This window comes from Savagea faecisuis (assembly GCF_042675605.1).
GTDB classification, from domain to species: domain Bacteria; phylum Bacillota; class Bacilli; order Bacillales_A; family Planococcaceae; genus Savagea; species Savagea faecisuis.
This window is the reverse complement of record NZ_JBHTJF010000009.1, coordinates 99,324-120,631: the sequence shown is the minus strand read 5'-3', so window position 1 is coordinate 120,631 and position 21,308 is coordinate 99,324. Positions and strand designations below refer to the sequence as shown.

The window sequence follows — 21,308 nt, the reverse complement described above, 5'->3', positions numbered from 1 at the left end:
GTGAAAAAAATATTTGCAGCTTTTCTTGCATTGACGATCGTCATGAGCCCAACAATCGGTGCTCTTATGACAGATGATGTGTCTGTAGCAGAAGCAAAACGTGTCAAATCAGGTAAAAGTGGATTTAATAAAAGCAATCCAACACCGAATAAATCAAACATTAACAAAAAGAACGACCAAAAACAAAACGTCAACCAAACGCCTAAAAAATCACCCGACCAACCAAATAAACGCGGTGGCTTCCTCGGTGGATTAATGATGGGTGGACTCGCTGGTCTTTTATTCGGTAGTATGCTCGGTGGTTTAGGCGCACTCGGACCAATCGTCGGCATGATTTTAAACATTCTCTTCATCGTCGTCATTATCGGACTACTTTTCCGCCTCATTAAGTTTTTATTCGGCAAAAAAGAGAAGAAAGATGAGGATCACCAATCATGGCGCTCATCTTAACGGTTCAAGAACTCATTAACGGTGTTTGTTTATACGAAGCACAAAAGCGTGGCGCTCAGCCGGAAGATTTCGAAGCAGAGATTGTCTATGATGACGATTTTCCACAACCCTTTCTTGCGGAAGTGACGTATCGCGGAGTGACGGAAGATTTATTAATGCCTGAACTCGTGGCAGCAATTCGCTTATATTTAGAACAATATACAGATGTCGATCCATTAAGTGCTTCAGTCGACTTACAATTGACAGATGATGAAGAATTTATCGCCGTCATCGACTAATGCTAAAAACCTTTCCTCTACTCATGTAGCGGAAAGGTTTTTTCATATAAAAGTCGATTTTTTATTCGAAGTAGTGCTTAGCGTGGAGCGCACATTTCGGGTTGAATGGTGCTTCGCAGTTCGTACAGTGCGTCATCGATTGATATGCCTCAATCGTGTGCAATGTGCGACACACACCACATAAAATCGCATGTTCTCGTTGAGCTGTCTTAGGCCATGGCCTAAAAATATGATCTTCTCGTTCATTGTGACACGCAAAACACGGATAAAACGTTCGACATTGATAACATTGAAGCGCTACAACATCTAACGGAGAATGATAATGTACACAACGCGTCTCGTCGTCGAGTAGCGCACCTTTTAAGCGTATATTCGACATATGTCCCCTCCTTCTATGGTATAATTTGTACTAGATTTTGAAAGGAGTTCTTAGCTTGAAACGATTATCGCTCTTTTTTCTCCTTATGCTATCATTTAGCATCATTTTCGTACCACTCATTTTTATAGATAGCGGTATTATTTTCTTTATGGATAACTCATATTCCAGCACATGGAATTTAATCGGCTTTTTACTTATTTTTTATTTCTTTGATTTTCTTTTCGGGTTTGTGACCGATGCGTTTTTAACTGCGATTCAAGCGTTACGCAGACGACCTGAATCGCTTTGGCTTACGTTTGTCGTCGATACGGTGACGAGCTTTTCGATCGTTGTCGTCTTAGACTCCTTCACGAGTCACGTTCATTTAACGACAGGAACAGCATTCGGAATCGCGCTCGCTCATAGTTTATTATTTTACTTAGTCGCGAGTAGCGAAGTGTCGCTCAAATCAAAAAAGGTGAAAATCGACCCACATATCGCGAAGGAAATCCAACTGTTATTAAAAGAAGTCGATGTCGGGACGTGCATCGAAATTTTACATGAAAAATATCCGCACATCCCACTGCAAGACTTACAAAAAGCAACGTTGTGGATTTACAATGAAATGCAAAAACATAACAATCTTAAGTAACTTCACGTACGAGCTCGCGCAAACCTTGACGATCGACTAAATAGACGTCATTCGCTTCCGCGAGCTTTTTCGCTTGATTCGTATATGTGCTATTGGTCACGACCCATGCCTCGTCCGCTCCATACATATTGATTGCACCGAGTGCTTCTTGTACCGCCTGCAAACCGACTGTCGAGCGATAACGTTTCGCTTGCACGACGATTGTATAATTTCCTTCTTTTAAAATTAAATCCGCGCCATAATCACCTGAAAGAGGGGTATGCTTCACTTTATATCCGTGCGCTTTAAACAATTTGACTAAATATTGTTCGAATTGCTCGCCGGTCATTTCATCAATTGCATCCATCTCGACCTTTCGCCATTGACGGTGACGATACGAAAGATGTAAAAAGGTAAACAGCGTAATTATCATCGCTACTCCGCCTAAACTAGCTAACGCAACGATCCAATCTCCTGTCCATACATATCCTGAGATTAAGCCAATCATTAATGTCATGAGGACGAGAACGCGACTCATCTTTATTTTCCAATTACTTTTCTTCAAAATGTCGCACTCCTAACATACGTTCCCCTCTATCATAGCGTGTTTTTAACAAAACGGCTACTCTTTCTTTCCGAAACAGCAAAAAACTAAGAGAGACAGTCCCTCTTAGTTTTGAAATATCATGATTAAATTACTTGTACACGCCAGCCGAACGGATCTTCGACGTCGCCACTTTGAATACCAGTGATCGTGTCATAGATTTTTTTTGCGACAGGACCAATTTCATTGTTGTTAATGACTGTTTTTTCACCTTTATAGAACAACTCTCCAATCGGAGAAATGACTGCTGCTGTTCCTGTTCCGAACGCTTCTTCGAGTGTGCCGTTTTTCGCCGCTTCCAACAATTCATCAATCGAAAGACGACGCTCTTCTACGTCCATGCCCCAATGACGAAGCAATTGTAAAACTGATTTACGCGTAATTCCTGGCAAAATACTGCCGTTCAATTCTGGTGTGACAATTTTGCCATCGATTTTAAAGAAGACGTTCATCGCGCCGACTTCTTCAATGTACTTTTGCTCACGTCCGTCTAGCCATAATACTTGAGAGTACCCTTCTTTTTCAGCGACTTCTTGTGCTTTTAATGCGGCAGCGTAGTTTCCTGCTGTTTTAGCTGCACCTGTTCCTCCTTTTACTGCGCGAACGAACTGGCTTTCAACCGCGATTTTAACAGGGTTGATTCCTTCTGCGTAATAAGAGCCTACCGGCGATAGTAAGACGATAAAGCGATAGTTTTTAGACGGTGATACACCTAAGTGCGCTTCTGTCGCGTACATGACAGGACGGATGTAAAGCGCCATACCCTCCACTTCAGGTACCCAATCTTTCTCAATTTCAATCAATTGTTTCATCGCTTCGATGACGAACTGTCCGTCGAATGTCGGCATACATAGACGTTCACACGAATCATTCATACGCTTCATATTTTCATCAGGACGGAATAAGAAAATTTCTCCAGCGTCATCTTTATACGCCTTCAAGCCTTCAAATACCGTTTGTCCGTAATGGAGGACGACCGCTGCAGGGCTGAGAGGTAAATCTTGATACGGCATAATACGCGCATCATACCATCCTTTACCTACTTCGTAGTCCATAACAAACATATGATCTGTAAATGTTGTACCGAATGTTAAGTCATTCCAATTCGGTTTTGTTTGCAACTCGGTTGCACGTTCAATCGTTAATTCCATGAATGATTCCCCCTTTAATGCTATCTTTCAATTGTACACTATTTTCAAATAATTCAAATATATTTTTGCTGATTTTTTGAAATTTTTTTAACGATAATAAAAACATAGTCGCTCTTCATGAACGACTATGTTTCGTTTACATTATCCGCGCGTTTGGCCATTGCCTCGGACGATATATTTTGTTGATGTGAGCGCGTCTAATCCCATCGGACCACGCGCATGAAGTTTTTGTGTACTAATGCCGATTTCTGCACCGAACCCGAATTCAAAGCCGTCTGTAAAGCGTGTCGATACGTTGTGATATACCGTTGAAGCATCCACGCTTTGTAAAAACTGATTCGCGTGAGCTGTATTTTCTGTCACGATCGCTTCAGAATGTTTCGTGCCATATCGGTTAATATGCTCAATCGCTTCTTCTACTGATGCGACACGTTTTAAACGAACCGATTCATTTAAAAATTCCGTATCCCATCCTGCGACAGGTTGCACACCTTCTCCTTGTAAATCTGCATCGTCTGCATAAATGCGAACGTTGCGCTTTTGAAGTTCTGCAAGCAATGGAGAAGCGTCAAACTTCTCATGTAAGAGAATCGTTTCAATCGCATTACAGACAGAAGTTCTTTGTAATTTTGCGTTGAGCGCGATGTCCAATGCCATGTTTGGCTTCGCTTCCTCGTCGATGAAAAGATGGCAGTTGCCCGCTCCTGTTTCAATGACAGGGACTGTAGCTTTTTTCACGACGTTTTGAATGAGTCCTTGACCGCCACGTGGAATGATGACGTCGACATAATCGTTCAGCGTCAACAACTGATCCGCAAATTCATAACTCGTATTCGTCAACAATTGAATCGCGTGCTCGTCTACTTGTTGCGCCGTTAACGCACGTTGAATCGAGTTTATCATCGCCATATTCGTCTTTAAAACAGATGAAGAACCGCGTAAAATGACCGCGTTATTCGTTTTAAATGTGAGCGCTGCTGCGTCCACTGTGACGTTCGGGCGCGCTTCGTAAATCATCGCGACAACGCCGAGTGGCACGACTGTCTTTTCAATCGACATTCCTTGCGCGTGCGTCGTTTCCGTTAACACATTGCCGATTGGCGTTGGCAGTTTCGCAATTTCACGAACTGCGTCGATCATGTCTGCTAGACGGTCTTCCGTTAACAACATACGGTCTTGAACACTCGCTTCGATTCCGTCTTTCTCCGCTTGCTCCATATCTTGCGCATTCGCTGCTAAAATCGTCTCTGCATCTTTTTCTAATTGTGAAGCGATCGCTCGTAACACTTCATTCGTCTGTTCTTCTGTCAGTTGTGCTAATTGCTGGCTCGCTTTTTTAGCGAGTTGACCGATTTCAATCATTTCCATGTAAAATTCCCCCTATTTGCACCCACTCATCACGGTGGATGATTTCTTTCGTTTCGCCTGATTCTTCTTTGTAACCCATCAATGTTTTCGCATCGTAAGCGACGCGTCCTTTTCCAATCAGTTCATCACCACAATACACATTGACGACATCCCCTGCAGAAAAGTCTCCTTCTACGCGAGTGACCCCTACGGGAAGTAAACTTTTCCCACGGTTCATGAGCGCTTCTTTCGCCCCTTCGTCGACGATAATCGTCCCTGCTGGTTCCGCATGCAATGCGACCCATTGACGTTTTTTCGTCATCGATTTTTCAACGTCTAATTGAATGTACGTTCCATCACCGTGACCATCTACAATATCTGTCAGTTTATCTTTCGATTCGCCACGTCCGATAAAGCAATCGACACCGAGCTCTCCCGCTACTTCGGCAGCGTACAATTTCGATTTCATACCGCCTGTACCGAGCGAAGAACCTTCTGACGTCGTTTGCCCGAACAGTTCCGGCGTCAATTCTGTAATTTTATCGTATTTAACCGCCGTCGGATCTTGACTCGGATTAGCTGAATAAATGCCGTTAATATCCGTTAAAATGATGAGCTGATCCGCATGTAAAAAACCTGCGACATATGCAGATAGTAAATCGTTATCGCCGAATGTTAATTCCGCAATCGATACCGTATCGTTTTCATTAATGATCGGCACGATACCTCGTTCTAACAGTTCCGTAATCGTATTGAAAATATAGTTGAACGATTTCGGATTTGTAAAGTCATCACGCGTCAATAAAATTTGCGCTGGAATAATGTCAAAATAATGAAACAATTCGATATATGTTTTAATGAGTAAACTTTGGCCGACTGCAGCTGCTGCTTGTTTTCCTTTTACCGTCGTCGGACGCGTTGCATAGTTCAGCTGTTTGAAGCCACTTGCGACAGCTCCTGATGATACGAGCATCACTTCGTAGCCACGCTTTTTCAATTCAGCGATCGCTTGGACGTGTTCGATCATTTTTTCTTTATCAATTTCGCCATTCACATTCGTAAGGGAACTACTCCCGATTTTTACAGTAATTCGCATTTTTTCTCCTCCTTGAACGTAAAAAAACATATGTATCGCCCTCGTTCGAGGACGAAAACATATGTTTCCGCGGTACCACCTTCGATTAAATGATTTCTCATTTCTCTCTATCATTCTTAACGTGAATGACGCGCTAATGTTATTAGAGCAAGAAGGTAGGTTCATCACCGCTCGAATGACGAAACTTTCAGCTACTGTTTCGCTCTCTGACATTCGTTCACGATCATTACTCGGTCTTCTTATCGCCGATGTTTAGTTTTTATTATCATACAACATCTAAACGAATTGTCAAGAAAAGTTGTCACTATGCACGTTGCAACATACGGTCTAATGCGAGAAGCGATTGCTTCGTCGTCTCTTCATCTACCGTGATGACGTTCACACGCTCATTCGCTACGATGCTTTCTAAACTCCACAATAAGTGTGGTAAGTCGATGCGATTCATCGTAAGGCATGGGCACATGTACGGATTGAGTGAAATGATTTTTTTATCAGGATGACTTGCAATGAGGCGGTTCACTAAGTTCATTTCTGTACCGATTGCCCATTCTGTTCCTGGTGCTGCTGCTTCAATCGTTTCAATAATTTTTTTCGTCGAGCCGTTTTGATCCGACGCTGCAACGACTTCATACGGACATTCTGGATGCACGATAATGTTCATATTCGGATATGTTTCACGCACCCATTCCACATTTTTCACTGTGAAGTTTTCATGGACAGAACAGTGCCCTTTCCATAAAATTACTTTCACTTTTTCTAAGTCACCGTCGTATTCGAAGCGGTCATGAATCGGATCCCAAACGGCCATTTCATCTAATGCAATTCCGAGGTCGACCGCTGTATTGCGTCCTAAATGTTGGTCAGGTAAAAATAAAATGCGCTCCTTTTGCGTCATCGCCCATTCGACCATCGTATGTGCGTTCGAGCTCGTTACCGTCGCTCCCCCATGTCGCCCGACGAACGCTTTAATTGCCGCAGTCGAGTTGACATACGTTAACGGGATGATTGTATCTCCGAACTGCTCTTGTAATTTCGTCCAAGCGCGCTCCGTCTGTTCAATATTTGCCATGTCTGCCATCGAACAACCTGCTCGCATGTCTGGTAAATAAACTGTTTGCTCGTCTGTCGTCAACATATCCGCCGTCTCCGCCATGAAGTGAACACCACAAAATACGATATGTTCTGCTTGTTCATTCGCTTGACAAATTTGAGCGAGCTGCAATGAATCTCCTGTCGCATCCGCAAATTCAACCACTTCATCTTTTTGATAATGATGTCCTGGAATGAACAATTTCGCTCCAAATTGTTCTTTTATTTCACGAATTCGTGTTTTCATCTCGTCTTCCGATAAGTTTCGATAGCGCTCTGGCAAAAAGCTCTGTTCTTGTTCCATTAAATCATTTAATAAAGTCATGATGTCTCCTCCATCGTTTTCATTTTCACGACCGCACTCATATCAAATACTCGAACCGAATGCGTCAATGCCCCGACTGAAATGTAATCAACACCTGTTTCACTATAAGCGCGAATCGTCTCTTCTGTGATCATGCCACTCGCTTCTGTCGCAATCGACTTCGGCACTTTCGGTAGCCACTCGGCAATTTGTTCAGGCGTACAATTGTCAAACATGATGATATTTGGCTCCGCTTGAATCGCTTCATCCAATTGCTCTTCTGTTTCGATTTCAACTTCGATTGGGACCGTATGACCGACATAGTCGCGCGCTTTATTCACCGCTTCTGTAATCGAGCCACTAAAGGCGATATGGTTATCTTTCAACATAATTGCATCATACAAACCGAAGCGATGGTTGTGTCCGCCACCTACTTTCACCGCATATTTATCAAACATGCGAAGTCCTGGTGCTGTTTTACGCGTATCGGCTAGACGAGTATTCGTCTCTCCCATCAACTGAATAAGATGATTCGTCTTCGTCGCAATCGCGCTCATCCGTTGAATGAGATTTAAAACGAGTCGCTCACAAGTTAAAAGTGTTCGAATCGGTCCTTGAATGGTCGCGACCGTTTCACCAGCCGTTATTGTCTCTCCATCGTTACGACAGTATTCGATCGTCACATTTGTTCCTTCTAGCTTAAATCCTTCTTCAATCACCATCTTTCCACAAAAGATGCCCGTATCTTTTGCGATGAGTGTCAACTCACCTGTCATCTCTTCTGGAAAAATCGATTCCACTGAGAGATCTCCCGTCCCGACATCTTCCTTATAAAAAGAAACGAGTTGCTCTCGCATTTGTACTTTATTCATTTTACACCCCACCTTACTGTCTTGACATCTATCTTTACATAAATCGAAAATTATGACAAGATATTTTTACTGAGTTTTCATAAAGGAGAATGATTATGATTTATTTTGACCATAGTGCGACGACACCGATGGATGAACGTGCTCTTGACGTCTTGAAAGAAGCGAACGTGAAAATGTACGGAAATTCAAATAGTTTACACGATGTCGGAGGGCTTGCGGCGCAATTAATTGAAAATAGTCGTAGAAGGATTGCTCGATTGCTTAACGTGCCGAATCATCGCATATTTTTCACGAATAGCGGGACGGAAAGCAATGTGCTTGCCATCGTTCAAATCGCACTCGCCTCATGTAAAAAAGAAATCATCATTAGCAAAGGAGAACATGCTTCTTGCGATAGCGCTGTAGATTATTTAGCAAGGCACGGGTATACGATTCATTCCGTCCCTTTTCGAACAGATGGAATAATCGATATGGACATCTTAGAAAAAAAGATGAATGAAAATATCGGCATGATGATCGTTCAACATGTCAATCCAGAACTCGGAACGATTCAGCCGATTGAACAAATCGCAAAGATTGCAAAAAAGTACGACGCATTAATCCATTGCGATCTCGTCCAGTCATTCGGAAAAATCGACATTTCTCCCATCATTCCGTATATCGATTCCGCTTCGGTTTCCAGTCATAAAGTCGGCGGACCGATCGGTGTAGGTGCAGTGTACATTCGAGAACATGTTCGATTCGAACCACTATTCCAAGGTTTTCCTGTAGAAGGAGGATTTCGAGGTGGGACGCTAGACGCGCCGAGTATTGCAAGTTTCGCAACAGCAGCGACTTTTGCGATTGAAGAAAGAGAAGATTTTAAAAAACAGGCGAATGCGCTTCATAAACAACTCATCGACCAACTGAAACGAATGATTCCAGCCCACCATTTAACGATTTACGGTGAAAACACAATTCCTCACATTATCGGGCTCGGTATTTACCCGATAGAAGGACAGTTACTCATGTTGCGATTGAACGAGAAAGGGTTTGCGATTTCGACGGGTAGCGCTTGCCAAGTCGGCATGCAAGTTGCTTCAAAAGCGATGTACGCAATCGATGCTTCTCCTGACCGAGCGAAAGAATTCGTGCGGATTTCGTTTGGAAAATCGACGACAGTAAAAGATGTGAAAGCTTTGGCGGAAACGATTCACTCTATTTATACAGAACATGTAACTATGGTAAAATAAACATCGACATGATGAAGGAGGCTTCAATATGACCGAAGAAAAATTACTCGGGAATGAACGGCGCGAACAACTACTCCAATGGCTCAAACAATCCGAATCACCACTTACAGGAAGCGAGCTCGGTGAACGAGCAAATGTGAGTAGACAAGTAATTGTCGGCGATATTACGTTGCTGAAAGCACAAGGTATTCCGATTTTAGCAACGAGTCGCGGTTACTTATACACCCAACCTGCGAATGAATCGAACATGATTGAAAAAACGATCGTCTGCTCCCATCGCTCCGATCAAACAGAAGAAGAACTCAACATTCTCGTCGACCACGGAATATTAGTGAAAGACGTCGCTGTTGAGCATCCGATTTATGGGGACTTACGCGCTTCGATCATGGTATCGAACCGTTTGGAAGTGCAACAATTTATCGAACGAGTTCAAAAATATCAAGCAGCGTACTTATCAACATTAAGTGAAGATGAGATTCATATGCATACGATCGCTTCAAAAGACGCTGAAATGATGAAAAAAGCAGAGCAAAAATTGCGTGAGGCGGGGATTTTAGTCGAATGAAGCGTTGACGAAAATTTAATAGTCCTGTATAGTGAAATCACATTATGAATAATGGAATCACTAAGGAGGAATTCGTCATGCGTGAAGGTACTGTAAAATGGTTCAGCAACGAAAAAGGGTACGGATTTATCGAAACTTCAGATGGTGAAGATGTATTCGTACATTATACGGGTATTGCAGCGGAAGGCTTTAAAACATTGGAAGAAGGTCAATCTGTTTCCTTTGAAGTTGAGGAAGGGAACCGAGGCCCTCAAGCAACGAATGTCTCTGTGAACGGATAAAATAAAAGGATGACCTCACTCATAGTAGTGTGTCATCCTTTTTTATGTTGTTGCATAAATGCTTCTCCTATTTTTTGAATCGTCAACCCGATTGAACATTCCGTAATACAGAACCGGTGCGCATTCGTTTTACTTCTTTCTTTCGTCAACGTTTGCTTGACGAGACAACCTTCACAATACGTATCTGTTAATTCATCCATTTCTCGAATGTATTGTTTCCGTTCCATCATTCATCATCTCCTTTCGAAATGAGGTTTATCATATGTTAGAACTTTTTATTGACGGAGCGAGCGCTGGGAATCCTGGTCCGAGTGGCGTCGGTATTTTCATTCGTGGAGAAGGCCACCTCATCCATATTGCCGAACCGATCGAACCGACAGATAATCATCTTGCCGAATTTATCGCTCTGCGCATCGCTTTACATGAAGCGAAACAATTAAATACGACATTCGTGCGAGTCTATTCTGACTCACAAGTCGTCGTCGATAGCTTTCAACGAGGAAAAACGAAAAATAAACGTTTCCGTCCTATTTTACACGAAATTTTGACGCTTGCCGATCAATTTGATTATTGTTTCGTCGACTGGATTCCAGAAAAACAAAATAAAGCTGCCGATCAACTCGCAAGGCGTGCCATTCATTTAACCGAACGTCACGTGCGAAAACAGTAGCGATTCATGAAGCTTTCACATACAATTGCTACTGTAAAACAAAAGGAGGTTTCATACTGAATGAAACGATTATTCACTGTCTTGTTCTTCGCTTTACTGCTCGTCTTAACAGCTTGTGGAAGTAGCGATGGAACGAAGCCAAAAGATAGCAAAGCTGCTAAAATTATTGAAGATACGAAAAAAGCACATGCCGAACTTGATACAATTTACGTTACATACGATGAGGGAAATGACGATTTCCGTCACGAATCTTTCCGTGAAATGGATATGAAAAATAACCTTGTCCGCGTCGACACGCAATTAAATGGCATGATTTACTACGCTGATGCGGAACATAATTATTTTGAAGGTCCTGAAATTCCTGAAGAACAACGAGAACGTGAACATACTTTCGCTGCTCTCGTATTAGAAGAATTCGAGAAAATTTCAGAAAACCCATTCCACGTCTTTGAACGAATGATTGACGACCTCGAAAATCATATGACGGTCGACGAAAAAGACGGAATGTACATTTTAACATATGCACCGACAGAAGAGGAATTTACGGCACAATTTCAAGAGTTTGCGAAACGTAGCATTCAAGCAGACGATCTCATCATCGAAATGCCTGAATATGACGAATATCGCATCCAAATTATGATCGACAAAGAAACAAACTTAGTACAAGGAACAGAACTTGTTGAATATTATACGTACTCGGTAGAAGGACAAGAATTTCCACAACAGCGTAAAACATTTACGAAAGATTACCGCTACAATGAAGCACTCGACATTACAATTCCAGAATCGGCTGTAGTGATTGAGTAGACGACAAAAGCGCATGAGAATCACCTCATGCGCTTTTTTATGCTTTCATAAACAAAACATGCCCTGCTTCTTCATCGTATAACACCCATTCTCGGTTATCGACGACCGAACCGACATTAATTAAATGTTCGCCCGTCGACACGTCATACGGATGCCCGAATTGCACCGGTTGGCGATCGAGTAAAGACGTATGGCTATGCCCGTAAAATGTTAAGCGAGCTTGCATCGTGCAGTTTTGCAATGCCCACGGTGTACCGCCCCACTCCCATTGATGTCCGTGAATGATCGCTGCATCTGGAGACAGTGGATACACTTCTGGTAAACGTCGCATCCATTTCGGCCATTCGTCCTCCCCTTCTCCTACGAGCAAAATGCGCTCTTCTTGATTGCCATACACGGTCGGAAATGTTAAAAGCTGTTCAAACTCTCGTTTCGTTTTGTACACCTGTTCATACGGTAAAGGCTTCGGAAGCGGAAGTTTCTTTTTGCTGATCGTACATTCGAAAATATCTCCCGTTCCGACAACTTCTGCTTGTGGGTCCACTTTCCGCACATGTTGCAATACCGCTTTTAAATCTTTTTTCGAAGAATGAATATCTCCAATAATCGCAAACTTACTCACGTTCGGACCACTCTCCTGTCGCAATCGGGCGGTCGCCACGAATCCAACAACTAAAGCTGCCCGCATACAAGCGAACATTCGTGAAACCGTAATGCGTCAACATCGCAAAAAGTGGTGCTGCTGAAACGCCGCTGCCACAATAGACGATAATCGGTTCTTCTTTCGAAACGAGCTTCAAAAACTCCTCTTCCTGTTCGAGTGAAAATTGTCCTGTTTCATGATCGATGAGACGTTCCCAATCGAAAGATAATGCTGAAGGGATACGGCCCTTTACAGGATCAATCGGCTCACGCACTCCTAAATAACGGTTATGCGCTCGCGCATCGATTAACGTTGCGCGCTCTTCTTTTGCTACGACACGCTCCACATCTTCCGTCATCGCTAAAATCGACTCATCGAATGAAGGGCTAATATGAGAAGGTGTCACTACCATTGATTCATTCGTCGTTTCATACCCGAGTTCTTTCAATTGCTCGAACGATTCACGAGCGATGACGACATTTTGAAAGCCGCCATAACGGAGTGACCAGTAAGCACGGCTCGCGCCTCCTGAAATCGCATCATCATAAATGACAATCTCATCGTCTAATTCAAGGCCGCTTTCACGATACAAAGTCGTGAACGCTTCTTTTGACGGTAAAGGGTGACGCCCGAGGTCACTCGTCATATTTGACAAATGACGCTCGACGTCCCAATAAATCGCGCCCGCAATATGTTCTTCGTCGTAACGGCGCTTTCCTTCTTCGACGTCCATTAAATAAAAACGAGCGTCGATCCATTTCGCGTTCGGATTTGGCTTGGATTGAAATACGATCATTTCATCACCTCTTCTAATTGTTCGTACACGTCTTTCCACTCTTCAATTTGGTCTTCATGTTCTAACAATTCGAACTGTGCTTTCACTTGACGCATCGCTTCATCGTGTAAATGTGCATACAATTGACGTGCTTCTTTCGCGAGTAACGCAAATGCCCAATCGTACAACACATCATTTTCTCGTTGCATATACGTTTCCGCATCCGCTTCAAGTAACTCCTGCAATGCTTGCCCTAACGTATCGCGCCCTCCTTTTTCAAAGAACGCTGATTCATTTTTATAATGACGGTTCACTTGCTCATACGGCGCGATGCTTTGGAATTGTTCGTCGAAATGAAGCATGTCGTACTCTTCCATCTCATACGGACGCACTTTTAAAGCGTGATCCATTTCTAACAATTGTTCCGTTTCACTGCGTTGACGTTCTTTCACGATGCGCTCCACATACTTCCCGACACGTAAATTCGTCACGCGCAATTCTTGAACGAAATCGAAACGAATCATTTCCGTCATTTGCGTCAATGCCATTTTTAACGCTTCTTGCTTCGAATGCTTCGCAAAAATAATCGGGTTGTACGCTTCTCTTAAGAAGCTTGGGAAACGTAAAAAGACACGCTGTTTCACGTAATACAACAATTCTTTCACTTCATTCGTTAAAGCAGGGACATACACTTCTTCAAACGATTGTTCAAAGCGATTTTCGAGCGCTTCTTCCAACTCGCGCAATTCGATTAAACGTTCCCCTTTACGGGCGATATTTGCTTCAGCACGTTCAATTTGCTCGCGCACGAGAGCAACGACGTTTTCGCTATCCGTTTGTAACGCTTCAGCAGCCATCCCTTTTAAATCATTTTGTAAAAATGAATAAAACTGTCCTTCAATCATCGCCATATTCGGATCTTCTTCGCCACGCTCTTTCGCTTGTAACGCTTCTAAACTCGAAACGCCGTATACGCGTGGATGACGAATTCCTAGTTTCGTTAATTCATTACGTACGTAAGACTTTACTTGCTCTGCTTCTTCCTCATTGCTCGCTAAGTCGATCGCGTTGACGATAAAGAACATTTTATCCATTTCAAACGCATCTTTCACACGGCCGAGCTGAATGAGAAATTCACGGTCTGCACGCGCAAAAGCATGGTTGTAATACGTCACGAATAAAATCGCATCCGCATTTCGAATATATTCGAAAGCAACGTCTGTATGACGCGCGTTAATCGAGTCCGCTCCTGGCGTATCGACGAGTGTCACCCCTTGGCGTGTTAACGGACTATCGAAATAAAAATCGATCGAGTCGACGAAACAACTGCGATGTTCTTCCGCAACGAATTTAGAAAACTCTTCTTTATCGACGTACAACACTTCACCGAGTGACGTATGATACGTCGGATATCCTTTTTGATACGCGCGAATGAACGATTTATGCAAGTGGAGACGCTCATCTTCAATCGGTTTTGCTAATGCTTCATCTGCTTTTTCATATGCTTCTTCTAAAGAAGTGACGCGCATGCCGATCATTTCATAAGAACGACCGACGTCTTCTAACATAATGTCGCGTGTTTTCACATGCACGTCCGCATGCTCGTGGTGTTTTTCTTCTGTCGTTGGACGAATGCGGTTAATCGCTGCTGTCGTCGGGTTTGGTGATACAGGTAATGCTTTGTTTCCGATTAAAGCGTTGGAGAACGACGACTTTCCAGCACTGAAAGCTCCGAATAAAGCGACGGTAAATTCATGATTGCGAATGCGATCCGCTTTTGATTTCAAATACGTTTCCCATTCAGCGAGCTGTTCGATCGCTCCGATACGCTCAGCGATTTGCGATGCGACATCGACAACTTGATCTGCATCAATCGTTGACGTTTGTTCTGACTCCACAATCGTTTCTTCTTCGACTTCCTCTTCTACTCGTTCATCAAACTCATCAATTTCAACGTATTCAATCGGTTTACTCCAAGCGCGTAAACGTCGTTCGACCGCGTTCGAAGCCGCTAAATCATCACGTTCTAAAATTTGATCAATTGATTGTAGTGCTTTTGTGTATTCATCGTATTGAGCGACCGCTGCCACTTTTTCACCGAGTGTCGCAATTCGTTTATCGAGCGTTGCTGTCGCTTCCGTTCCGACAGACTCGGCTTTTTTCGCCATCTCTTGCTTCCAAGCATCTGTTTTTTGGCGCAATAATACTTCGATGCGGTTACGTACTTGTTTCGTATAGTTTAAAACCGTATCTCCTGTAATAACATCGGGCGCATGCAGCACTTCATCGATTTCATCGAAAGAAATATCGAGCGGCATACTGTCAATTTTACGTGTTTCTTCGTCCGTTAATAAATTCGCTTTATTCAACGTACGCTTCATCAATGTGCGTAAATGCATAATGATTTGCGTATCAATCAATTGAGATAAAGAAGCGGACAACGCATCGCGACGACGTAAACGCTCTTCTTCTGTCTTTTTCTTCGCAAATAATAACCCGACTTTGAAGTTCGGATTTTTACTTTCTAAATAATCTTTCAGCTGTTCACGCATTTCAAACGGCGTGATCGCAGCACTTTCCACTAATTCACTGCGCGCTGCTTCGAACTCTCTTTGGAAAGCGTCACTCGATAGTAAAGATCTTTCATGACGGAGACGCGCATATTGTTCTTCTAGCTCCTCACGCATCGCCCATTCTTCTTCTTCGACAATCGTCGTTTCTTCTTTTAACTTCTCGGCCGAATGTTGTAAAAATTGGACATGTTCATCATGTAATTTCTTTAAAATCATTTCACTATTCGTAATGAACTGTGCCTCTGCATCGTTCATCGCTTCGTCAACGATTGCCTTCACTTTCGTAAAATCGTTGTACGGCAAATCGAATGCGCGCAATGACGTGAAGAAAATTCCTTTCGGATGAACACCCCACGTTGCGAATGATTCTTCTACTGATTTTTTGAAATCATCGAATGACAATTCTTCATCGCGATGTTTATCGACTTGGTTAACGATTAAATAAACGTTCGGATTGTATGCCATTAATTCTTTCGTAAATGTAAAGTTCAACTCCGATTGAACGTGGTTATAATCCATCGTATAAAAGACGATGTCCGATAAATGAAGTGCGGATTCCGTCGATAATGCGTGCGCATCATCTGTCGAGTCAACACCTGGCGTATCCATGACGGTCACACCTGTTGGAATGTTCGATTCGACATGCCCAATATCGATGCGTGCCACTTCTTCCCCATTTTTTCCGAACGCTTTAATCGCTCCTGTAAAATCATGGCCTTTATACTTAATTGCACGTCCGTCTGTCTGGTGTAAAATAACATAGTTTTCATCAGATTTTTGAACGTTGACGATGTTCGCACTCGTCGGAATCGGACTCGACGGTAGTAAGTCGTCTCCTGTTAAAGCATTGATCATCGATGACTTTCCTGCGGAGAAATGCCCCGCAAAGCCAATCGTAAATTGACGACTTTGTAATTTTTTGATAAATAACTGTAATTTATCGACACGTTCTTGATCGCCATTTTTCTCAAAAAGCGTGTCATACATAGCGGTTGTACGCATTAATGAAGATATTTGTTCCAATGATTTCGACCCCTTCTTAAACTATTCTCGCTATATCATACCATTTTTACTTTTCAAGGGACATAGACGAGAAACTTTTCGCTTTAATATTACTTTCTTCATGGTATAATATATCTATTAAAGATGAAAGTAGGAAGATACATTGTCACAAGCTAAAACAATCCAACTTATTTTAAATCATATGATGCGTTCGTTAAAGGAAGTTATTCCATTCAATGTTGAAGTTTCTGCACCTACTGTAACTCCTGAGCCTTATACTCAAAAAGAAATTAGTGTGCTCATTGGACTTGTTGGAGATACGAAAGGCCGTATTTTAATCGATACAACACTCGATACGATGAAAGAAGTCGGAAAGGAAATGTTTAAAATGGACATTTCAGATGAATTCGTTGAATCTTTAAGCGGTGAAATTGGCAACATGCTCGCTGGAAACTTAAGTGTTGGACTTGAGAGCGATAAAGTGATGACAGATATTACGACTCCGACTGTTATGACGGGATCCGCTAAATTCCACGGCTTCGGCAAAGCACTCACACTTCCTGTTTTATTAAATGGAGAAGAGAAAATTAAAGTGTTAATTATGTTAGATGATGAATGAGAAAAACAGTAAAAACCTGTAAAAAGGTGAGGTTTTTACTGTTTTTTTACGTTTTCTTAACAAAAATATGCTTATTCCCTTTACCTCCCTCTTTTATACTAGTCCATAGTATGAAGAAACGGAGGCACATTATGATTTTTACAGTCGGACGAAAATTAGCGCTCGCATTCACTTTGCTTTTCATCATTTTTGCATGTGCGACAACTTTAAGTATTTACACATTAGCGCAAAGTGAATCGAAACATGAGCAAATTACAGAACAACAACAACAAACGATTGATGAGCTCAATGAATTCGTCCTTTTACAACAACAACTTGCCAACAGTGCGACAAGTTACTTAATCTTTCTATCCCCTACTTACATCGATCAATTTGAGGAAGCGAAAAAACGATATCAAACGATTCTCTTTCAATTGAAAAAGAAATTGAAACGCCCTGACGAACAACAACATTTAAAGGACATTCAAGAAGCATCAATCAGCTTTTTATTAATGGGAGAGCTCATTTTCCGTGATATCGAAAATGGTGATGGTGCACGTGCAAAACCTATTATTGAAGAGATTGAACAGTATGAAAAGTTGATGAGGGATGCGGTTCAGCAGTTGACAGCACAGCAAATAACAGAACGTGACAACATGCAGCGTGAAGTAGCAGAGTGGTCGCTCTTCATTCAGAATTTAATGATTGGATTAACGGCGCTTTCACTCGTATTAAGTATCGGACTCGCGTTCTTTTTATATCGTGGCATCGTCCATCCTGTCCGCATCGTCCAACGAGCAATCGATCAATTGAGTCATGGCAAGCTCATCCAACAAACATTGCGCATTCAATCAAAAGACGAAATCGGACAAATGGCGCGCTCTGTCGAAAACATGATTGAATCTTTAACTGTGACGATTCAACAAGCTCATGACAATTCCGAAAAACTTACGCGCTATGCGAATTTGTTAAATGCCTATTCGGAAGAGCATACGACATCATTCGATACAATCGCCAAAATTGCGGAAGAAAATCAACAATTGAACGAGAAACAAGTGAAAACAGTTCATGATACCGTTGACTCTACAAATGTCATGCATGAACAAATTCAATTTTTACAACAGCAAAATGGTGAGCTACAAGTAGCCGTTTCGGCAGTGGATGGAGTTGTTCATAACGGGACCGAGCAAATGGATCAATTTCAATCTCAAATGAGTAAAATGGAGCATGTGACGAAACAGATGACAGCTCAAATTGACCGAGTCGCTGGACGATTTCGCCATATGGCAGAAGTCGCTTCCTTCATTTCTAATGTTTCTGAACAGACGAACATGCTCGCTTTAAACGCATCGATTGAAGCGGCACATGCGGGACAGTTCGGAAGCGGATTTGCGGTCGTTGCCCATGAAATACGCAATTTAGCCGAACAATCAAAAGAAGCGACGACACAAATTCAAACGATTATGAATGAAATGCAAGGTTCGATTCACGAAACTGTTGAATGGAGTCATGAAAATGTCAAGCTCATTCAAAAAAATAGCGATGTCGCAACTGAAACTGTGCAGTTATTCCAAAATATCGAACGAGCGACAGAACAAATGGGTGTTCAATTTTCAAATGTTTCTGAGGCACTCGCTCAAATCGTCACACAAACGGAGCGCGTCGATCGAAAAACGAATGATTTATTACATTATGCGCAGAACTCCAATGAAACAGCATCCACGACATTAGCTTCCGTCCATGATCAAATGACGACCCAACGAGCGATCGATGAACGGATCGTTAAATTACACGGACTCGCCTCCCAATTAGACGAAGCGATGGCCCATTTCACCATTCATTCGACGGAAGATACGAACGACTTATAATACAAAAGCCCCTTCTATACGAGATGCATAGAAGGGGCTTCGTTTAATTATTGTTCACCGCTTAATTTTACTAAAATTTTCGCTTGTGATTTATCTGAAATTAAAACGTCGAATCCTTTTTCAACGATGTCGTCTAATTCAATTTCGTCTGTAATAATACCATCTGTGTTCAACTGACCTGTGCTCATTAAGTCAATCGTTTGTTGGAATGAAGATGGTGTGTACGCAATACTTGATGTAATTTTAACACCTGTATTAATTAACTGAAGTGGGTTCCATGGAATTGGGTTCGCAAAGATTGAGACGATGACCATCGTTCCGCGTGGACGTGTTGAATCAATCGCTTGTTCAAATGTCGCTTTCACACCCGCTACTTCAAATGAAACGTCTACACCGTAAGGTACGATTTCTTTAATCGCTTCTACCGGATTCACTTCTCCTGAATTGACAACATGTGTCGCGCCCATTTGTTTCGCTTTCGCCAAACGCTCTTCTGATAAGTCGAGCACGATAATTTTACTCGCGCCTGCTGCTTTCGCTGCTGCTGCTGTTAATAAACCGATCGGACCTGCTCCGAATACTGCAACAGTATCTCCGAATAACAAGCCTGATTCCTTCACCGCTTGTACACCGACCGCTGCTGGTTCAACGAGCGCACCGTGTTGTAATGTTAATGGCTCTGGTAAAACGTATATATTTGATTCTGGAGCGTTTGCAAATGTCGCAAATCCACCATCACCATGAAGTCCGATAAAGTTAAATCCGTCGTACGTATCGTATTCTTCCGGTTTGTTTCCATATGTTAATGTTGGGTTGACCGCTACACGATCTCCGACTTTCACTGTTGTTACTTCGCTTCCGACCGCTTCAACAATGCCTGCAAACTCGTGACCCATAATGAGTGGCGCAATTTCACCTGTAAGTGGTGCTTTTTCGTCTACTGGAACGAAAACTGGTCCTTCTGCATACTCATGTAAGTCACTTCCACAAATTCCTGCCCAAGCGACACGTACCGTCACTTCATTTGGTTGAAGCTCCTTTAACTCTCTTTCTTCTACACGAATATCTTTCTGACCATACCAAACTGCTGCTTTCATTTAACATCCGCCTCCAAATAATTCATTATCTGTTACACTCATAATATCACATGTTTTTTAGGTGAATCTAATAAAATTATGAGTGAATACACCTATTCGACACAATTAACGATAGGAATTTGATACTAATCGAATAAACGATATACCCCTCTCTGTATTACACCTTACAACAGAAACGAATCATACAGTTACTATATTAATATCTCTTTATATTCATAGTGCTTCGAACTTTGTTTCATCGCTTCTCGCGCAATCTTCTCTCCCCGTTCATTCAACTCTTGCTTTTGCTCCACCGACCAACAGCTCACTTCATACTCGCGCTCTCCATACATTTCAAACAATTGCACGCTTTCTCGAATGAATGTTTGAAGCTCCTCATCAAATTCATCTTCTATTTCTAAATTCGCAAAACATTCTCCACACCAAAAAACAGAAGCACTAAAATCAAATTCGACCATCCGTTCATTACTCATTACTTCACAAAAACAAGACATTCGTTCCACTCCTCATCATTTCAATTATTCTATCATAACAGACTGTAAAAAAAGATGGTATACTAAAGATGCACATCATTTTAAAGGAGGACATTTATTTTGTATAAACACATTCTCGTCGCAGTCGACGGCTCAGAAAACTCACAACGTGTGGCGAACGAAGCGTTACGCCTCGCTCATCTATCGAAAAACTCCATTATTGAACTCGTATATGTCATCGACGAAAGCGACTTAGGATCTGTCGCATTTCGTTCACCGGAATCTTTAAAAAATGATCCGGTCATTCAACAACGTCTCTACCCGATCGAAAGTTTATTCGAACAAGAAGGAATCCCTTACGTTTTAACAAAATTACAAGGTGCTCCTGGTAAAGCAATTACAGAATATGCGGAAGAGAAAAAAGCAGACTTAATTATGATTGGTAGCCGAGGACTAAATCCGATTGAAAAACTCGTCATCGGAAGCGTTAGCCAAAAAGTCGTCAACCATTCTCCGTGTGCCGTTCTCGTCGTCAAGTAAAAAC

24 protein-coding genes are annotated in these 21,308 nt (G+C 42.2%); 11 read left to right on the top strand and 13 right to left on the bottom strand.

Translation table 11 applies throughout. From position 1 onward, the window contains the following. Both ACFQ0V_RS02650 and ACFQ0V_RS02645 read left to right on the top strand, forming a co-directional pair. A complete protein-coding gene (locus tag ACFQ0V_RS02650; RefSeq protein ID WP_381009341.1) occupies nt 1-450 on the top strand; it encodes a hypothetical protein in 450 nt (149 codons plus the stop codon). After that, nucleotides 435-728: a DUF2653 family protein gene (locus tag ACFQ0V_RS02645; protein WP_381009339.1), complete on the top strand. Its 294-nt coding sequence runs from the start codon at nt 435-437 to the stop codon at nt 726-728. Before ACFQ0V_RS02650 ends, ACFQ0V_RS02645 begins: the two co-directional genes overlap by 16 nt. 61 nt (nt 729-789) lie before the next feature. Here the strand turns inward: ACFQ0V_RS02645 and ACFQ0V_RS02640 are convergent, their stop codons facing one another. After that, on the bottom strand, nt 790-1,107 hold the full coding sequence (locus ACFQ0V_RS02640) for a CHY zinc finger protein (protein ID WP_381009338.1): 318 nt from the start codon (nt 1,105-1,107) through the stop codon (nt 790-792). Between the two features lie 55 nt (nt 1,108-1,162). Between ACFQ0V_RS02640 and ACFQ0V_RS02635 the strand changes: the two genes are divergently transcribed. Then, on the top strand, nt 1,163-1,738 hold the full coding sequence (locus tag ACFQ0V_RS02635; RefSeq protein ID WP_381009336.1) for a YrvL family regulatory protein: 576 nt from the start codon (nt 1,163-1,165) through the stop codon (nt 1,736-1,738). On the opposite strand, the gene ACFQ0V_RS02630 is transcribed toward ACFQ0V_RS02635, so the two are convergent. The 6 genes from ACFQ0V_RS02630 to nadC all read right to left on the bottom strand — a co-directional run bounded on the left by ACFQ0V_RS02630 (nt 1,731) and on the right by nadC (nt 8,180). After that, nucleotides 1,731-2,282, bottom strand: a complete 552-nt coding sequence (locus ACFQ0V_RS02630; RefSeq protein WP_381009335.1) for a restriction endonuclease — start codon at nt 2,280-2,282, stop codon at nt 1,731-1,733. The genes ACFQ0V_RS02635 and ACFQ0V_RS02630 overlap by 8 nt on opposite strands. Nucleotides 2,283-2,407: 125 nt before the next feature. Continuing rightward, nucleotides 2,408-3,472 carry a branched-chain amino acid aminotransferase gene (locus ACFQ0V_RS02625; RefSeq protein ID WP_381009333.1) on the bottom strand — a complete coding sequence of 355 codons (1,065 nt, stop codon included), beginning with the start codon at nt 3,470-3,472 and terminating at the stop codon, nt 2,408-2,410. A gap of 141 nt (nt 3,473-3,613) precedes the next feature. Next, nucleotides 3,614-4,840: a glutamate-5-semialdehyde dehydrogenase gene (locus tag ACFQ0V_RS02620; RefSeq protein WP_381009331.1), complete on the bottom strand. Its 1,227-nt coding sequence runs from the start codon at nt 4,838-4,840 to the stop codon at nt 3,614-3,616. Then, the gene (gene proB / locus ACFQ0V_RS02615; RefSeq protein ID WP_381009330.1) at nt 4,827-5,945 is read right to left on the bottom strand and encodes a glutamate 5-kinase; all 1,119 of its coding nucleotides are present in this window, start codon (nt 5,943-5,945) and stop codon (nt 4,827-4,829) included. Before proB ends, ACFQ0V_RS02620 begins: the two co-directional genes overlap by 14 nt. 274 nt (nt 5,946-6,219) lie before the next feature. Beyond that, a complete protein-coding gene (gene nadA / locus ACFQ0V_RS02610) occupies nt 6,220-7,308 on the bottom strand; it encodes a quinolinate synthase NadA (protein ID WP_381009384.1) in 1,089 nt (362 codons plus the stop codon). Nucleotides 7,309-7,325: 17 nt separating this feature from the next. Beyond that, nucleotides 7,326-8,180 (bottom strand): carboxylating nicotinate-nucleotide diphosphorylase, encoded by an 855-nt coding sequence (gene nadC, locus ACFQ0V_RS02605; RefSeq protein ID WP_381009328.1) that lies wholly within the window; start codon nt 8,178-8,180, stop codon nt 7,326-7,328. A 95-nt stretch (nt 8,181-8,275) separates the two neighbouring features. Here nadC and ACFQ0V_RS02600 point away from each other — a divergent pair, with 95 nt between their 5' ends. From ACFQ0V_RS02600 to ACFQ0V_RS02590, 3 genes are all read left to right on the top strand, one after another. Next, nucleotides 8,276-9,412, top strand: coding sequence for a cysteine desulfurase family protein (locus tag ACFQ0V_RS02600; protein WP_381009326.1), 1,137 nt, complete (start codon nt 8,276-8,278; stop codon nt 9,410-9,412). A gap of 28 nt (nt 9,413-9,440) precedes the next feature. Then, a complete protein-coding gene (locus tag ACFQ0V_RS02595) occupies nt 9,441-9,977 on the top strand; it encodes a transcription repressor NadR (protein ID WP_381009324.1) in 537 nt (178 codons plus the stop codon). Nucleotides 9,978-10,054: 77 nt separating this feature from the next. Then, a complete protein-coding gene (locus ACFQ0V_RS02590) occupies nt 10,055-10,258 on the top strand; it encodes a cold-shock protein (protein WP_381009323.1) in 204 nt (67 codons plus the stop codon). A gap of 32 nt (nt 10,259-10,290) precedes the next feature. On the opposite strand, the gene ACFQ0V_RS02585 is transcribed toward ACFQ0V_RS02590, so the two are convergent. Next, nucleotides 10,291-10,485, bottom strand: a complete 195-nt coding sequence (locus tag ACFQ0V_RS02585; RefSeq protein ID WP_381009321.1) for a zinc-finger domain-containing protein — start codon at nt 10,483-10,485, stop codon at nt 10,291-10,293. 35 nt (nt 10,486-10,520) lie between these two features. On the opposite strand from ACFQ0V_RS02585, the gene ACFQ0V_RS02580 reads away from it, so the two are divergent. Next, complete coding sequence (locus ACFQ0V_RS02580) at nt 10,521-10,928, top strand: ribonuclease HI family protein (RefSeq protein WP_381009319.1); 408 nt, start codon at nt 10,521-10,523, stop codon at nt 10,926-10,928. A 60-nt stretch (nt 10,929-10,988) separates the two neighbouring features. Continuing rightward, nucleotides 10,989-11,735, top strand: a complete 747-nt coding sequence (locus tag ACFQ0V_RS02575) for a DUF6612 family protein (RefSeq protein ID WP_381009317.1) — start codon at nt 10,989-10,991, stop codon at nt 11,733-11,735. 37 nt (nt 11,736-11,772) lie between these two features. Here the strand turns inward: ACFQ0V_RS02575 and ACFQ0V_RS02570 are convergent, their stop codons facing one another. From ACFQ0V_RS02570 to ACFQ0V_RS02560, 3 genes are read right to left on the bottom strand one after another with little or no spacing between them, the layout of a single operon-like run. Then, nucleotides 11,773-12,357, bottom strand: coding sequence for a metallophosphoesterase family protein (locus ACFQ0V_RS02570; RefSeq protein WP_381009316.1), 585 nt, complete (start codon nt 12,355-12,357; stop codon nt 11,773-11,775). Continuing rightward, nucleotides 12,350-13,174, bottom strand: a complete 825-nt coding sequence (locus tag ACFQ0V_RS02565) for a sulfurtransferase (protein WP_381009314.1) — start codon at nt 13,172-13,174, stop codon at nt 12,350-12,352. Before ACFQ0V_RS02565 ends, ACFQ0V_RS02570 begins: the two co-directional genes overlap by 8 nt. After that, nucleotides 13,171-16,749 (bottom strand): dynamin family protein, encoded by a 3,579-nt coding sequence (locus ACFQ0V_RS02560; protein WP_381009312.1) that lies wholly within the window; start codon nt 16,747-16,749, stop codon nt 13,171-13,173. The genes ACFQ0V_RS02565 and ACFQ0V_RS02560 overlap by 4 nt, the downstream gene beginning before the upstream one ends. Before the next feature lie 142 nt (nt 16,750-16,891). Here ACFQ0V_RS02560 and ACFQ0V_RS02555 point away from each other — a divergent pair, with 142 nt between their 5' ends. Further along, the gene (locus tag ACFQ0V_RS02555; RefSeq protein WP_381009311.1) at nt 16,892-17,347 is read left to right on the top strand and encodes a chemotaxis protein CheX; all 456 of its coding nucleotides are present in this window, start codon (nt 16,892-16,894) and stop codon (nt 17,345-17,347) included. Nucleotides 17,348-17,478: 131 nt separating this feature from the next. Continuing rightward, a complete protein-coding gene (locus ACFQ0V_RS02550; RefSeq protein WP_381009309.1) occupies nt 17,479-19,194 on the top strand; it encodes a methyl-accepting chemotaxis protein in 1,716 nt (571 codons plus the stop codon). A 47-nt stretch (nt 19,195-19,241) separates the two neighbouring features. Here ACFQ0V_RS02550 and ACFQ0V_RS02545 read toward each other — a convergent pair whose 3' ends face one another. After that, the gene (locus ACFQ0V_RS02545) at nt 19,242-20,291 is read right to left on the bottom strand and encodes a 2,3-butanediol dehydrogenase (protein ID WP_381009307.1); all 1,050 of its coding nucleotides are present in this window, start codon (nt 20,289-20,291) and stop codon (nt 19,242-19,244) included. A 191-nt stretch (nt 20,292-20,482) separates the two neighbouring features. After that, nucleotides 20,483-20,785 (bottom strand): hypothetical protein, encoded by a 303-nt coding sequence (locus ACFQ0V_RS02540; protein WP_381009306.1) that lies wholly within the window; start codon nt 20,783-20,785, stop codon nt 20,483-20,485. Between the two features lie 99 nt (nt 20,786-20,884). On the opposite strand from ACFQ0V_RS02540, the gene ACFQ0V_RS02535 reads away from it, so the two are divergent. Next, nucleotides 20,885-21,304 (top strand): universal stress protein, encoded by a 420-nt coding sequence (locus ACFQ0V_RS02535; protein WP_381009305.1) that lies wholly within the window; start codon nt 20,885-20,887, stop codon nt 21,302-21,304. Nucleotides 21,305-21,308 lie beyond the last annotated feature (4 nt).